Origin of the sequence: Leptospira meyeri (assembly GCF_004368965.1) — a bacterium.
Lineage (GTDB): Bacteria > Spirochaetota > Leptospiria > Leptospirales > Leptospiraceae > Leptospira_A > Leptospira_A meyeri.
Map to the genome: position 1 here is coordinate 81,448 of NZ_SORO01000003.1, position 14,931 is coordinate 96,378.

The following is a 14,931-nucleotide window of genomic DNA, read 5'->3' on the forward strand; positions in this document are numbered from 1 at the left end:
GCCCTTACGACAGCTTTTTTTCCATTCACCTAAACCATGTTTATTGTTTAGGGGCTTTTCCTATTTTCCCTGTTTTAGGAGGGATATTCAATTTTTGTTTTGGATAAATCAAATTTTTGTTACGAATCGATTTGCGATTGGCTTCAAAAATTCTTGGCCAGAGTTTGGCATCACTATAGATATCTTCTCTATCGGCAATTCTCCAAAGGCAGTCAGCCGGGTTTGATTTTTCAACTGTATACCGTTTCCAACCACCAGAAAGTTCTTCCACTTGTGAAGAAGATGCTTTCTCTGTTGTCTCTTCGGTAGTAGTAGTGGTGGTTGTATCCGTTTCTGCCGTTTTACGATCTTTTTTCGCTACAGTGGATTTTCCTTTTAAAGTTTCGATTTGATCAATCGAAATCTCTGCCAATCGAATGGCCTCTTCAGATTGAGAAATGGAATCATCGAACTTTTCTTGCTCCAAAAGATTTCCAGAAGCTTGGAGAGATTCATTCGAAGCACCTAAGTTCTCTTGTGTGCTTGCGTAAGATTCTTTTGCATTGGATTTCAAATATGTTTCGGCGTTCAATTCACCAAAACGTGCATTGGCATCTTCTACGACTTCACGTGCTTGTAAGTTGCGGTTTTTTGCATGATCTTTGACTGCAGTGGCAAGTAAAGATGCAGAAGCCAATCGAGCAGTTTTAATCTTTTCATCAGCCGTTTTCAAACGTCCAGCTTCAATGTCTTCACGAGCTGAGGCAACTCTGGCTTTTTCTTCATCGATGGCAGGATTTCCACCTTTAGAATATGTATAAGCTTTTTCTAATACAGCATCAACTTCATCTGCGGATTGACGAACAGAACCCGATCTGTCCAGAGCTACTTTTTTGGCATTTTGGCTGATCTTCGCTGCTTCCACGAAACTATTATGTGCATCTTCATATTCTTGTAAGGCAACAGTTCGTTTTAGTTCTTTTGCTGTTTCGTCTTTATCTTCACGTAGATACGAGGCAAGACTTGCATCTGCTTGTGCCAACTTGGACTCCCCTGCATCTCTTGCTGTCACAGCTTTTTTAAATTCTTCAGGAGTGTATTCAGCGGCATAGGCTTCATCAGCAGCATCAATGGCTGTCACAGCTTCTTCACGAGATTTTGCGGCAAGTTTTGGTAAGGTTTTTTCTAAAGCATCATAAGCTTTCGAAATGGCATAGTCCGCACTTTTTTTAGAATCAGAAGCCTTTTCTTCAGAAGCAAATTCATTAGCAGAAACTAAACTTTTTTTCGCTTCCGAATATTCCTCAGGAGCATATTCTTCAGCAGAAAGTCTCTCTGCTCTTTCTACTTGCGATTTGGCAAGCTCTAGTTCTTTTAATGGTAGTTCTTGGGCACAATTAACAAATCCAATGGAAAACAATACCAAACCAGAGAGAAAGACTGTTGTCTTTTCCTTTCTTAACATAACAAACTCCTTAATTTTTCTTCGGGGGATTTTGTAAGAGAGAAGCGCAAATACGCTTCCCCTTTTACTTGAAAGCAGTGACGGCTTCGTCTTCGCTGTCGAAAATTTCAAAAAATGAAGTCAACTTTGTGAGTTCAAATACCTTACGAACTGAACCAGCTACGTTGATGATTTTAAGCCCACCTTGGTATTTCTTCAAGTTAGATAAACTTGAAATTAAAGCTCCAATTCCGGAAGAGTCGATGTAGGAAACCTTCTCGAGATTGATGACGATGCAATATTTTTGTTCTTCGATCAATTTGGCAATTACATCCTTGATCTCAGGCGCGTTATAAAGGTCGATTTCCCCGTTTATATCAAGGACTACGATTTTATCTTTTTCCCTTCTGGTGATTTCCATGTGTGTCTAGAGACTCCTCAGTGAAGCTACAATCAATGTAGAAATGACGGTACAATTGCATTCAAAAAAAAGAGATACGTCAACCTAATAATTTTAGCTACCAAACAAATTTTTCCAATGGTCATAAAAACCCTGAAAATTGCCTATTTCTATGGACTTTCGCATCTTTTCCATGAAGCTTTGCATAAAAAATAAGTTATGGTACGTTGAGAGCGAAAAAGCAGTCAATTCTTTCACTTTATGTAAATGCCGAATGTAGCCAAGGCTATATGTTACACATACTTTACATCCACAGTCTGGGTCAATGGGGCCATCTGACAATCGATGTGCTTCATTCCTTAAATTGATTTTGCCTTGAGAGGTGAACACTTGGCCATTCCTCGCATTCCTTGTTGGCAAAACACAATCAAACATATCGATTCCATTTTTTACACCTTCTAAGATGTCAACAACAGTCCCCACACCCATTAGGTAACGAGGGCGCGCCTCGTCAAAAAATGGTGCCAAACATTCTAAAATACGAATGTATTCTGGTCTTGGTTCCCCGACACTCAGGCCTCCAATGGCAATCCCTGGAAAATTTATATTTTGTAATGTATCTAAACTTCGTTTTCTAAGGGATTCGTTCACACCTCCCTGGACAATCGGGAATACATTTTGTCCATTGGGGTTCTCCATCCAATAATTGTATGATTCCTTCGCCCAGCGGTGTGTTCTGTCCAAGGCCAATTCCAATCGTCTCAGATCACTGCCATAGGGAGCACAATCATCCAAAACCATCATAATATCGGAGCCAATGGATCGTTGCATATCAATGACTGAGGAAGGAGTGAATTTATGATGACTACCGTCAATATGAGATTGGAACCGAACTCCATCTTCCTCAAATTTAAAAAGGCTCGCAAGACTAAACACTTGGAACCTGCCCGAATCGGTAAGTAACGCCCTTTTGTAAGACATGAAGTTTTTTAGGCCGTGAAAGTGGTCTAAAACTTCTTTCCCAGGTTTTAAATACAAATGATAGGTATTGGCAAGGATTAAGTTATATCCCAACTCATCGATATCCGAAGAAGAAAGAGATTTGATACTCCCTCTAGTTCCCACAGGCATAAAAATGGGAGTTTCAATTTGGATTCCGTTTAAATCAAGAGTGCCAGTTCTTGCATAAGAACCAGGGTCTTTAGATTTTTCTTTAAAAATAGAAGACACTATTTTTTGATTTTATGTTCGCAAGTGGCAAAATTCAAACAATTACCAAAAATATTCAAACTATGTCCAGTGATCGTAAATCCATTTTCAGAAGCTGCCTTGTTTTGTAGTTCTTCAATTCGTTCATCAATGAATTCAACAATACGTCCACATTGCATACAGATTATATGATCATGATGTTCATGGCCGATAATATGTTCATAATATTTGTAATCTTTACCAAAGTCATGTTCTTCGAGTAATCCTGCTTCTACCATAATGGCAAGAATTCGGTAGATGGTTGCTTTGGAAATTCGATCCTTATTGTCTTTTAATTCATCCAAAAGACCTTCGGCGGTAAAATGATTATGTGAAGAAAAAATCTTTTGTGCAACTAACAAACGTTGGTTGGTGATTTTCAGTCCTTTTTCTTTCAAATACTCTTCAAAGGCGAGCATCTCTTTTTTTGTGTCGTCGCTGGAAATAGGATCGTTTTGCAAGGTTTATCTCCTAATGATTCAACTTAATTCAAAATTCCAGAAAGAGAATAATACCATGCTCTTTCTGATTCTTCTGCAATGCGAAGCGCCATCACCCGAAGCAGGCGATTTTGAGCTTCCAATTCTGATTCCCGAAATCCAACTTGGGTCGAAAAATGGACCCGTCCGGGAATTTCGCTGCGTTCCATAGGGATTTTATTTCCCGTCTCCGCCTCAATGATTTCCACTCGAGTGACTACGAATAGTTCCGAGGTAATTTGTCTGTCAGCAAGATCCATAAGATCACCGACTTGTTGGTAGTGGACAATCTCCGCATACAACCGGTATTTCGCGAGAGTTTTTTCACGGGTGGTGATAAACCTTCCTCGTCTGTCTATTTCTTCTATGATCATCTGAGTCAGACGAGTGTGCATTCCTGGGGAATAGGTATTGTTTCTGACATTTTGGATGTAAATCAAACGTTTGGAATCAGGGATAGGAACTCCATCAATTTTAGGGGGGCGGCCCGGCTCCTTAAATAAAAAGGCACAACCAGAAAAGACGAAAATGAAGAAGAAGAAAACAATGCCTCGTTTCATACTGAATTGTTCCCTGTCATCCTAAGTCATAAGTCTAGTTTGTCAAGGGAATCGAAACGAAGGGAAATTCTCTGAGTTTCGGGAAAGACATGACAAAGGAAGAGGGAGGATTCTGATTCTCCCATGAGGTTCTCTCACTTGCGTAATTTGGCAGTTCTACTCTTTTTTTCATTCGGTCTTCTATGGGCTGAGTCAAAAATTCCCGACATTCCTATGGACGAAGTGGGATTTCCACTTCCCTACTATTCTCCTGTTTCTGGAACCTTTGCTGAAATCCGAAACCACAACTTACATTTGGGTTCTGATTTTAAATCCTATGGCCTCAATGGTCATAGCATCTTAGCCACGTTTGATGGTTATATAGAAGAAATTAGTTATTCGAAAACTGGCTATGGACTTTCCTTGAATCTTTACAGTCCAAAATACAAACTCAAATCTAAATACGCCCACTTACATTCATTTGGTGGAAGTTTAAATGATTTAGAACTTCTTCGCCGGGCCATCTTACTGATGGGAGACCCCACTGGGTTTCAACTCAAACTTCCACCAGGAATGTTTGCAGCCAAAAAAGGAACTTCCCTTGGCAAAACAGGAGAATCGGGATCGGGTATTTCCCACCTCCACCTCGAATTTCGTGCTGAAAAAGGAATCATCAACCCCCTCTATTTTCCAGAAATCCACCAAAAGGATAAAACTCCACCCACCATCCTTTCGCTGTATTTAGAAGGTGATCATTTAGAAAACCCCATTCTCCTCACTGCCAAAGAAAAATCAAAGGGCCGTTATGAACTTTTGACTGATGCGGGAGATCTTTTTGAATCTATCTCTTTAACAGGAAAAGTTCGTATTCGGATGAGTGGGTATGACCTCATTCGATCACGCAACAAAAACAATGTATACGGAATGGATTTGTTTGTGAATGGAAAAACAACTTTTAGTCGTAATTTTGATTTTTTGGCATATGAGGATGGTTCCAAAAAACACCAGTTCTACGATATCAATCGATCATCACTTGCCCCGCCTGTTTATTTTTATCATATGTATGAACAGTCGAAAAATTTTAAAGAAGAAGGTTTTTCCTTAGATTTGGATGGATACAAACCAAAAGAAAAATTATCTTTAGAAGTTTCCCTTCGTGATGCCACAGGAAACAAATCTTCTGTATATTTCACCGTAATTCATGAAAAAGAAGAAAAAACTAACGAAAGGTTATCTAAAAACAAAAAAACAGGAAATATTTACAATTCTTTAGATGGCAAACTAACAGTTGATTTATCTAAGACCGAAGTTTCTGGAGAAGGATCATTACAAATTACTGAAATCAATGCGCAAGACATCCCCTTTAAAATTCCTAGCGGGCTTCCTCTCAAAGGTAAAATCTACAAATTGGATACCAAGAAGATGAGTTGGAAAGGAGAAGGATCAGGGGAATGGAACCTTGGTTACCCGATCCCAACAAAAGAGTCTCTTTATTTCTACGATTCTTCCATTGGGAAATTCCAATCAATCACACAAAAAAGAAAACCAAACGGATTTAGTTTTAAACTCACCAAACTTGGATTTATTTTAGTTTTATCTGACGAAACACCCCCTACCATTTTTCCAATGACTTCCCTTGCGCGTTACATCGAACTTCCTGAAATCAGAAACCAATGTTTTGAGGAAAGATATTATGTTTTGGGTGATACGGGAAGCGGGTTTCGAACTAACGTAGAACTTACGATAGATGGGCAGTCCTATCCATATGAATATGATCCCGATAGGCGTGCCATTCGAGTGACCATTCCCAAAAGTCTACAAAAAGAAAGGCCTTATCTTCTTTTGGAAGCTAAGGCCTTCGACTTCGCCGGAAATGTTTCCGAACCGTTTGTGGATTTAATTTCTACTCGCGGTTGGAAAGAAGAACTTCAGGCCTCTTGTCCTGTCATGGAATAACGAGCTATATCCAATACTTCGTAAACTGTCTCTGTCGCACCGAATACCAATGTTGCTTCGTTTCCAGAATGTTTTCCAAGAAGTGATTTTGCGAGCGGAGATTGGTAAGAAATGATATTTTTTTCTGTATCTGCATCCCATGCACCAAGGATGGAATAAGTCACCACTTCCCCTGTTTGTTTGTTTTTCAAACGCACAGTGGTTCCAATTCCTACTTTCTCAGTTTTGACATCACTTAAGTCGAGGATCCTTGCACTTTTCAGTTCTGCTTCCAAACGTTTGATGGCCGCTTGCAACTGCGCTTGTTTTTCCATGGCTGCTTTGTATTCTGCGTTTTCTCTTAAGTCCCCTTTTTCTTGGGCCTCTCCGATATCGCGAGAGTTTTCCGCCATTTCTACATTCACAAGGTGTTCAAATTCAAGTTTCTTCGCATTGAAAGCACGACGAGTGACAAGCACGACATCACTTGGAAGGTTTGCTAGCGGATCATCATCTGCATCTTCTTCGGAATCATATTCATCCCAAACAATGTTTGGTTTGAGTTCGTTGATGAGAGCATACAGTTGGTCTTTTTCCAAATCAGTCACATAAGGAACTTCTTTGAATAATGCAAAAAGTTTACGAACATATTCATCATCTGCATTGGAAAGAATGTCTCGAAGAAGGCTATTGTCTTTTCCGAACAAAATGTCCATCGCTTGGTTTTTCAGTTTCGTTCCTTTGTCTTCAATCTTTGCAAGGGGTTTGAGGATACGGAATACACGAAGAACTAAATCTTCTTCACTTACCTTTAACCAATCAAACTTCCAAGTATGAGATAAGATCGATTTGGCAACCCAAAGGAAAACTTCAGGGTTTTCTTTTGATTTGTTACAAACTGTTTCAACAAACAAATTGAGTTCGGCAAACTTTTCATCCGATACAAGGTTTTGGAAAACCGAGCGATTTACCTTTACTGGAACTTCAAATAAAAGCCCAATCAGGATATTGATTGCCTCCGGATGGTGGGCACGGATCAGATCTTTGAATCCTTTTTTGATATCCGTGTTTTCCAAAGCTTTGGATATTTTTAAAGCATCCTCTTTGGAAAAAGATTGGATGAGTGCCTTTAGCTCAGGATCACGGATTTTATGAGAGAACTCTTCCGTCGGCCATGCTTTCCCTGCTTCTTCTAGATACAGATATGCAGAAAGGCGACGAATAGGATCTTTTGCTGACTCTTCTTCGTTATAATGAGCAATAAAAAACTCACCTGCTTCCGCAGCTTCATCTGCATCACGAACCGCTTCCATAGCAATTTCTAGTTTTTTGTTAGCATCTGTCGTTGCTTGGAACTTTTGCGTGAGTGTTTCAGAATGAGTGATTGGTTTTTCGTGATAAACAACTTCATCCTTTTTCTTAGGATTCATTCCGATGTTCGCTTCTTTTTTCAGAACCGATTTCACCTTTGCCCACCATTTAGACCATTCTTCAGCTTTTAAGAACGTTCCGATGAGTTCGTTCTTCATATCAGCAATGATCATCCGATTGTCGTAAGAAGTAAGAAGTTGTTTTAGGAACTCTGCTAAGTTCTCATTAAACATTGTATTAATGGCTTGTTTGTCTTCGTAGTGTTGCACCCAAATATGGTCTTTCTTCAAAGGTTTAAGGGAAGTGATCGCCATTTGGATGGAAAGTTTATGGTCTTTCTTTTCTTCAAAATCAACAAAGATAGAGTCACCAGTTTGGGAAATGGAAGTGATTTTACCAACACCCCAATTTCTATGCATTACATAGTTACCAGTATCAAATACGATATTTCTTTCGAAGTTAGTGATACAAAGTTTTACTGGCTTACGATTGTTACCTAGTTCGCTCATCTTGAGGAAATCTTCAAGAAGTGAGTGTGCAACGTATTTTTGTTTATAAGCACGAATGAGTTCATTTCTTGCTTTTTGAGAAGCAGGTTCGTGTTCTAAAATCTTTTTTAAGAAGTAGATCACATGATCCCAATCTTCCATTGCCTTAAAAGGTTCAACGATTGGATAAAGAAGACCGACGAGTCGTGTTTTTTCTCTTTGGCCAAGAAGGATACGCTCAATTTTATCAAAGAAAGAAACATCTTCATAATTGTTTTGAACGATGGTAGGCCAAATCTCCTCCATCTGAACGTATTCTTTATTTTTGGCATACATCTCAACTGCAAGTTTGAGATAAGAGATGGCTTTTGGTTTGTCCTCTTCCATGATGGAAAAACCATATTTTTTAGCAATCTCTGGGTTCTTACGATCTTGTTTGGCAAGTTTTTCAAGAACCACTTTGAGTTCTTTATTTTTCTTGAGTTTGTCAAGAGCCTCTGCTTTCACACGGAGTGCGAGTCTATGATCGCCGAACCGTAAAATAGAATCGGTAATGTATTCGATGATGGTCCATTTGGCGTGAGCTTTAAAAGCATCCAAAATGTTCTTCACCAAATTAGCATCTCCCATGGAATCTTCCATGAAAGAGATAATCATTAACATATATTTGGCGGATATAGACTCAGGATGTTCTTTGAAATGGTCTTCAATTTTTTGTTTAGCTTCTGCTAAACGATTTTCTGCCTTATATGCATCAATGACATCGTCAAAGATTTTGAATTTAGAAACGGGGACCGTTCCAACATCAGCACGTACATAAATTTCCTCGTTAAAAAGAGGAGTTAGTTTGTCGTTTTCGGCGATTTTGTTTGATTTGTCTTCGGTAATAGTATCAGGCATGAAAAGAATCTCCCTCTTCGTATTTCCAATAAAGGGTGTTCATTGTTCCTATAAAGTTGTTACGGTAAATTTAGCGATGAATCCGCAAAAAGAACAGTCCTAGAGTTCATTTTCCAGGTCAGTTCGATTCTGTAAAGTCAAAAAACCCAGCCGATTGGCTGGGTTTTTTTTGGTTCCTAGGAACCTTTCTTTAGAGTAAGTGAGGATTCTACTTGTTTTGGGACGAACCGTTGCTTCCACCACAATCACGAATTTTTGCACCTGTGGAGATGGCACCGGATTTTTGAAGCATTTGCTCCATCTTAACTTTGTTTTTACAATCTTCTTCGTCAAAGTCAAGGTTTGCCCCATCGAAATGGACTTCAAATGTATCCGCAAGGACACGAAGTTCATCAAAAAAGAGGTAAACTGCTTCAGGCCCAGTGTTGTGTCTGGAGCGAATTTTAAACTGTTTGAAGATTAGGTTTCTTGTCGCAGGGAAAGCATTTGCCTCTTGCGGGATTCCTGGAGGGATGATGATGTGGAGAGGTCTCCAACCCACAAAGTCCAAAGATCCGAAAGGGAAAATATGGCTATTCCCATTATAGTCTTCGATCCAACCTTCTAAATCGTATTCGTTACCACGTCCAAGAACCCAAACAGAAATGGCTTTTACATTTCCTGGAGCTTCAATTCCGTAAACTTTTTCGATTTTCTTTTTGTTGTCCGCATCGATATAAGGTCTTGCACGAGTGACTTCATATTCCGGAGCACGCGGAGGGCGAACGGTCACTACGTTATTTCCAGGGAAAGTAAACTGAAACTTCACAGCCAAAACTTTTGCGTTTCCCGCATCTACGTTTTTGACATCTCCTGGTTTACCAGGAATCAGTTTCACTTCTCTCATCACAAGAGGTGATTTCACAGGATCATTGAGAACAGGTGAATATTTATTGTTCTCATCATATTTCATGTCTCCTGTACCATCTTTGTTCACACCATCTTTATCAGTGAAAACTTCCCAGCCAAATGGCGCAGAAGAAACGGGTGAGTCCCAAGATTCGATGGTAATGGCCTTGAGTTCCAGAGCTCCAATATCGTTTCCAATTGGTGTTGCCACTCCATTGGAAACTTTGTATTGCGCTTGTGCAAAACCAATCAGAGCGATGGACGATAGAGCAAGTAATGTTAGGATTTTTGTTTTTTTGTTTTCCATTGTTCCTTTCTCCCGCTTACCAATTGTCCTTAATTTCAGATCCAGGATATTTTGCCTCAGATCTGTCCGTTCTCACTTGGAGGTCATCTACATAAAAGTAAAAGTCCCCTGCTACTTCATGAACATCAGATGTCACAAAAAGAGAAACGAAATGAAGGTTTTTATCTAAAAGCGCAAATCTTGTACTTTGTGGAATAAAACCTGGAATGGTCGCAGTCAGTTTTCTCCATCCGAAGAAATCCAAACGACCCAAACGGATATTATGTGTTACGTCTTTATAATCTCTAAATTTTGCAAATAAAGTATGTCTGTACTTTCTTCCAAGAACCCAAACAGAGATTTGTCTTACTTTCCCTTTGATGATGTACTCATGCGGAGGGGATAATTCAACACGATCCAATCCCTTAGCAGCAAAATGTGTTTTGACTCCTAAAATATGGTTCTTTTCGACTTTATCACCGCCATCTTCTGGAACAGTTTTTTCATCGAATACATCTTTGATGAGCCCGCGTTGAACGAGTTTCAAAGTTCTTGTTTCTCCGAGTGGAGTGGTAGCTTTGACTCTCCAATCCTCAGCCTCTTCAAAATCATCTAAAACGATTTTTCTAAGAGGGCTATCCTCATCATTTGCAGTGTTAGCTGTATTTTGTCCGCCAGTATCTGCCTGTGCGTACAACATTCCTATTGAAAGGAAGAGGCCTAACAACAGTTTGGTCATTCCTAATTTCCCCATGAAACTCACTCCTAAAAGGCTCCTAACTCCGGGTCTTTCGTATTCTCATTATCGGATATCCGGCTTTTAAATTGATTCAAGATTTCGATCATTCGATCGATTCCTTCTGCCGGAAGAAAGATCGAGGATTTTTTGCTATTCGACCATTCCGATACTTTCAGGTAGAATCCAGCCTGGTTTTTCTTCAAATCCACCAAGAAGGTCTTATTTTGTGTTACGATCTTCTCGGTTAGGATTTCGGGGTCCACCATGCATTCCTTCTCCCTGCCTACGTAAATAGTATCGGATTCCGAAACCCATTCCTTAGCTGTAATAGGAAGAAACTGAGGAATGGAAAAGGTTTTTTCGTTAGCAGTCGATAAAAAATCCCAATTTGTCTGAATTTTGTCTCTTTGGATCGATTATGCGAATCGTTTCCTTAACTCCCGAGCATAGGCCAAGTCGTGGGTTAACTTTCGGAGTCTACGGATGTAATAATGGGTCACTTCTTTATAGAATTTGAGCTCCATTTCTTTGTTTTTAGAAAACATATCGTGCAAATCAGCGTAACGGAGTTCATATAGTTCAGAATTTTCTTTGGCTTCCACTTTGGCGGAACGTTTTTCATCATCAAAAAAAGGCAATTCCCCAAAATGGTCCCCTTCTCCGAGAGTGATGAGGTTCACGTCATCCCCGTGGCTTGTCGCTGTGGAAATTTGTAAAGTACCATACTTCACGATGTACATGGACTCGGCATCTTCGCCCATATCATACAAAACATTTCTAGGAGGCAGGTGGACTTCCCGAATTTTTTCAGCAATGTGTAACAGTTCGTCTTGGTTTAACTTTTGGAAGAGATATATTTTTTTGAGACTCTCTACTTTAGTATTCATTCATACTCCTAGGATTTCTCTGAAAATGGGGGAATTTAGCGAATTTGCAAGAGAAAATTAAGTAGAACGACCCATGATTTTTTATGGACAAATGGGACGGGATAGTACTAATATTTTCAATTCTCCTCGTCTACTAGGGGGAAACGCTAGGGACAAAAGGTTCCTGGTTCCAAACAAAGGGAAATTTATGACACCTAAAAAGAAGGTATTACTGGTTGAAGACCACGCCGTTACACGCGTTGGCGTAAAACATGTTGTGAACTCTTCGACTGATTTTGAAGTCGTAGGGGAGGCGGAACATTCGTCTCAAATTGCCCCTCTCTTAAATGATACTAGGCCTGACTTTGTCCTCCTCGATCTGCGAATCCCGGGTGAAAACGTGCTCAATATGGTCAAGGATTGGAAAAAAGAACATCCCAATTTAAAAGTGGTCACCCTCACAATGCTCGATGAACAACCCATTGTTCATTCCGCAATTGAAGCTGGTGTGGATGGGTATCTTTTAAAGAGCGACGACCTAAGTAGTTTAACAAAGAACCTAAACGAAATTGCATCTGGAAAAACGGTTTATTCCAAAAATCTAAAACTCAGTTTCAACCGCAAACCCCAAGATGGAAAAGTAGCAAACAAAAAAGAAAAACAAATTTTGACCCTTCTTGGACACGGAAAAACTTACCAAGAAATTGGAACAGAAATTGGACTTTCAAAACGAACAGTGGAATACCATGTCGGTCGTCTAAAAGACAGGTTCAATGCCAAAACGGTAGCAGAACTCATCGGACGTGCCAAAGAACAAATGTTAATCTAAACTTCTAGGTTTAACAGTCGTTTTACAGCCTCCACCATTTTTTCATCAGGGGATGTTTTTGTTAAAAAAGCATCCCCTCCGATTTCGATGACCGTTGTTTCTAGTTTATAACCAGTGTTAGGATCAGTATGTGAACTAGAAACCAGGAGAGAACGAATTTCTTCCATTTCCGAGTTGGAATACAAATCACGTAAAAAATCGAGTCCAGTTTTTTCTGGCATGGAATAATCCACGATGATGAGATCAGGTTTCAATCGGCCCACAGACAAGAGTGCATGGTCTGGGTATTCCTCTTCCCAAAGGATACAAGGTAGATCTTTTAAAACTTTTCGGATTTGTTTTCGATAACCCGGATTGTCATCCAGAACCAAAACAATTTTCTCAAAGTTTGGAAGGAGTAACTCAACTGACGTTCCATGGTTTTCTTCCGAGCGTACGATGAGTTCCGCACCGTGACGTTCTGCCACTTCTTTACAAAAAGCAATCCCAACACCTGCTCCCATCTCATCAGCAGTTCCTTTGCGTACGAAAAGAAATCCTTCCTCGAGAATGTGTTCAGCCCAATACGGAGGCATTCCAATTCCCGTATCAATCACCTTCAAACTCCAATGTTTATTGGATTCTGTTAAAGAAATTTCTACTGTTCCCGATTCTTTTGTAAATTTTACTGCATTGGTCAGTAAATTCCAGATTAAATGTTCAATTAAATTAGGATCCCCGATTCCAATGGAGGATTCTTCCATATGCGTGATGATTGTGATATTTTTGGGACCAGCCATTTCTTGGACCCTTTCGATAAGTTGGTCCGTAATTTGGCGAAAATCAAAAAGTTGGTAATCAGGAAAGACCGATGCGTTTTGAAACCGAGAGTATTTAATGAGTTCCTCTACCATACTGAGGATATTTTTTAGTCCGGTAGATGCCTCACCCAACACCTGTTTGGCTCTTTCAGGAGAAAGAGAAGGAGGAGATTCTGTAAGCAAATTGAAAACAGATGAAATTCCAAAGAGTGGAGATCGAATGTCATGAGAAACAATGGAGATAAATTTATCCTTTAATTCCCCTGTTTTTTCAGCTTTTTCTTTTTCTTTTTTTAATTCTAAAGTTTTCCATTCCACTTCTTTTCGTAAATTGAGTGTTAGGTATTCGGCTGTTTCCCAGGTATGTGCATTTTGTTTGGAGATCACAATGGCGAGGCACATACAAAAAATTGCAAAACCGAGTTCCGTGAGCATAGGCAAATCCCATCGTTTAAAAAAGACAATGGAATCATAAATTGTTGCAGATAGGATGACGATCGTCCCAAACAGAATGATACTTCCAATGTATCTAGTTTCCTTTTCTAAACAAGAACGAAAGGATGCAACCATAGCAAGGGTTAGAATGAAAGCCATGTAAGCTTGACTGAAGATTAGAAGTTTTGTGTATACCGCATACGGTGTGGTTAGGATCACTAAAAATTCTAAAAGAATGGGCAACAAAAGATACTTTTTGTATTTTTGTGGAAAAAAGTTTGTTTGGTTTTGAAAGAAAAACAAAAGACTAAAAACTTGGATTCCGCAAAAGGCAATGTATTCTAATCGGATCTGGAACATCTCAAGCCAATCGGAAGCCACAAACCAATCCCTTGACACTCGATCAAAGAGCAAAATGCGAATTAACCAAGAAATACAAAGTAAGGAAAACCAAAGAGGAGATTTGTCTTTTTTCCGATGGATAAAAAGAAACAAATGAGAAAGTGCCAGGACAAAAAACGTAGCAAAGAAAAATGCTTTTTTTCGTTCCTTGAATCTTAGATACAAAAGGGTTTTTCCCACTTCACCAAGTACGGGGGAATAATATGGACCACCCCGAGAGTACAGGTAATTGGAAATTTGTAAGTAGATGACTGTGGACGGAGTGGCACGAAAAGAACGTGCCGTTTCTAAATAATAACCAATAGACCCTTCTTTGGTTTTGGAAACCTTCCCCGCAGAACCAAGTAAAACAAGCCCTCTTTCTACGTTATGGTAATAAGCCCGGTAAGCAGAGGAAGTTTCCCTCAGATAAAACATTAGGTTGATCGGTTCGTTTACCTTTAGTTTCAAACGATAGGTAACATATCCATGGGCGGGGAGGTTTTGGTTCACCCAGTAAGCGGGAACTGCTAATTTTGTAGGTTCCTTTTTCTCAAGAGCTTTGAATTCCTCCTCCGTTTCAGGGAGTTCTCCAGGAAAGGCATCCCACTCACCGGCGAGGGGAAAAGGATCCAAAGTTTTTGGGTCTTCCTGGGAAAGATCAAGAACACCCCCAGTAATGTTCTTCGCTTGAGCCAAGGATGGTATGGAGCGGTTGCATTGGAAAAAAACAGAAAAAAGAAGAGGAATCAGAATGTATTTCGAAAGAGAAAGGATAGGGAAACGTACCACATCCAAACCTTAAAAAGAATTTCGAAAAACTCAAACCATATTAGTACGAGTACGAGAAATTTATTCTTTCTGTCACGATTTCGTAGGTCGATTCCTCTCTTTTCCTCTGCCCTAGAATATATTGACGAAGGA

At 39.6% G+C, this 14,931-nt stretch carries 13 protein-coding genes; 2 read left to right on the forward strand and 11 right to left on the reverse strand.

The window, feature by feature from the left end:
- Positions 1 to 40: 40 nt before the first annotated feature.
- The 5 genes from CLV96_RS16465 to CLV96_RS16485 all read right to left on the reverse strand — a co-directional run bounded on the left by CLV96_RS16465 (position 41) and on the right by CLV96_RS16485 (position 4,110).
- A complete protein-coding gene (locus CLV96_RS16465) occupies positions 41 to 1,444 on the reverse strand; it encodes a lipoprotein LipL71 (protein ID WP_004786531.1) in 1,404 nt (467 codons plus the stop codon).
- 64 nt (positions 1,445 to 1,508) lie between these two features.
- Positions 1,509 to 1,844: an STAS domain-containing protein gene (locus CLV96_RS16470; RefSeq protein ID WP_002975418.1), complete on the reverse strand. Its 336-nt coding sequence runs from the start codon at positions 1,842 to 1,844 to the stop codon at positions 1,509 to 1,511.
- A gap of 93 nt (positions 1,845 to 1,937) precedes the next feature.
- On the reverse strand, positions 1,938 to 3,053 hold the full coding sequence (gene tgt / locus CLV96_RS16475; RefSeq protein WP_134152050.1) for a tRNA guanosine(34) transglycosylase Tgt: 1,116 nt from the start codon (positions 3,051 to 3,053) through the stop codon (positions 1,938 to 1,940).
- Positions 3,053 to 3,490 (reverse strand): Fur family transcriptional regulator, encoded by a 438-nt coding sequence (locus tag CLV96_RS16480; RefSeq protein WP_051012788.1) that lies wholly within the window; start codon positions 3,488 to 3,490, stop codon positions 3,053 to 3,055. Before CLV96_RS16480 ends, tgt begins: the two co-directional genes overlap by 1 nt.
- A 65-nt stretch (positions 3,491 to 3,555) precedes the next feature.
- On the reverse strand, positions 3,556 to 4,110 hold the full coding sequence (locus CLV96_RS16485) for an LPS assembly lipoprotein LptE (protein ID WP_004784243.1): 555 nt from the start codon (positions 4,108 to 4,110) through the stop codon (positions 3,556 to 3,558).
- Positions 4,111 to 4,233: 123 nt separating this feature from the next.
- On the opposite strand from CLV96_RS16485, the gene CLV96_RS16490 reads away from it, so the two are divergent.
- A complete protein-coding gene (locus CLV96_RS16490; protein ID WP_004785684.1) occupies positions 4,234 to 6,045 on the forward strand; it encodes a hypothetical protein in 1,812 nt (603 codons plus the stop codon).
- Here CLV96_RS16490 and greA read toward each other — a convergent pair.
- The 5 genes from greA to CLV96_RS16515 form a co-directional block, all read right to left on the reverse strand.
- Entirely contained in the window at positions 6,018 to 8,783 is a 2,766-nt protein-coding gene (greA, locus tag CLV96_RS16495) for a transcription elongation factor GreA (RefSeq protein WP_004786579.1), read from the reverse strand. The genes CLV96_RS16490 and greA overlap by 28 nt on opposite strands.
- 208 nt (positions 8,784 to 8,991) lie before the next feature.
- Positions 8,992 to 9,978, reverse strand: a complete 987-nt coding sequence (gene flaA1 / locus CLV96_RS16500) for a flagellar filament outer layer protein FlaA1 (RefSeq protein WP_004787637.1) — start codon at positions 9,976 to 9,978, stop codon at positions 8,992 to 8,994.
- Between the two features lie 16 nt (positions 9,979 to 9,994).
- Complete coding sequence (flaA2, locus tag CLV96_RS16505) at positions 9,995 to 10,711, reverse strand: flagellar filament outer layer protein FlaA2 (protein WP_004786860.1); 717 nt, start codon at positions 10,709 to 10,711, stop codon at positions 9,995 to 9,997.
- An 11-nt stretch (positions 10,712 to 10,722) separates the two neighbouring features.
- Positions 10,723 to 10,959: a DNA-binding protein gene (locus CLV96_RS16510; RefSeq protein ID WP_002975368.1), complete on the reverse strand. Its 237-nt coding sequence runs from the start codon at positions 10,957 to 10,959 to the stop codon at positions 10,723 to 10,725.
- 153 nt (positions 10,960 to 11,112) lie between these two features.
- Positions 11,113 to 11,583, reverse strand: a complete 471-nt coding sequence (locus CLV96_RS16515) for a cyclic nucleotide-binding domain-containing protein (RefSeq protein WP_004786276.1) — start codon at positions 11,581 to 11,583, stop codon at positions 11,113 to 11,115.
- Between the two features lie 187 nt (positions 11,584 to 11,770).
- On the opposite strand from CLV96_RS16515, the gene CLV96_RS16520 reads away from it, so the two are divergent.
- Complete coding sequence (locus CLV96_RS16520; protein WP_004785732.1) at positions 11,771 to 12,391, forward strand: response regulator transcription factor; 621 nt, start codon at positions 11,771 to 11,773, stop codon at positions 12,389 to 12,391.
- On the opposite strand, the gene CLV96_RS16525 is transcribed toward CLV96_RS16520, so the two are convergent.
- Positions 12,388 to 14,805 (reverse strand): hybrid sensor histidine kinase/response regulator, encoded by a 2,418-nt coding sequence (locus tag CLV96_RS16525; RefSeq protein WP_004786021.1) that lies wholly within the window; start codon positions 14,803 to 14,805, stop codon positions 12,388 to 12,390. The two genes, CLV96_RS16520 and CLV96_RS16525, sit on opposite strands and share 4 nt — an antisense overlap.
- Positions 14,806 to 14,931 lie beyond the last annotated feature (126 nt).

Coding starts and splice junctions, on each gene's coding strand:
- CLV96_RS16485 (WP_004784243.1), bottom strand. CDS start 4,110: ATGAAACGAGGCATTGTTTTCTTCTTCTTCATTTTCGTCTTTTCTGGT.
- CLV96_RS16520 (WP_004785732.1), top strand. CDS start 11,771: ATGACACCTAAAAAGAAGGTATTACTGGTTGAAGACCACGCCGTTACA.
- CLV96_RS16470 (WP_002975418.1), bottom strand. CDS start 1,844: ATGGAAATCACCAGAAGGGAAAAAGATAAAATCGTAGTCCTTGATATA.
- flaA2 (WP_004786860.1), bottom strand. CDS start 10,711: ATGGGGAAATTAGGAATGACCAAACTGTTGTTAGGCCTCTTCCTTTCA.
- flaA1 (WP_004787637.1), bottom strand. CDS start 9,978: ATGGAAAACAAAAAAACAAAAATCCTAACATTACTTGCTCTATCGTCC.
- CLV96_RS16490 (WP_004785684.1), top strand. CDS start 4,234: ATGAGGTTCTCTCACTTGCGTAATTTGGCAGTTCTACTCTTTTTTTCA.
- CLV96_RS16465 (WP_004786531.1), bottom strand. CDS start 1,444: ATGTTAAGAAAGGAAAAGACAACAGTCTTTCTCTCTGGTTTGGTATTG.
- CLV96_RS16480 (WP_051012788.1), bottom strand. CDS start 3,490: ATGCTCGCCTTTGAAGAGTATTTGAAAGAAAAAGGACTGAAAATCACC.
- greA (WP_004786579.1), bottom strand. CDS start 8,783: ATGCCTGATACTATTACCGAAGACAAATCAAACAAAATCGCCGAAAAC.
- CLV96_RS16515 (WP_004786276.1), bottom strand. CDS start 11,583: ATGAATACTAAAGTAGAGAGTCTCAAAAAAATATATCTCTTCCAAAAG.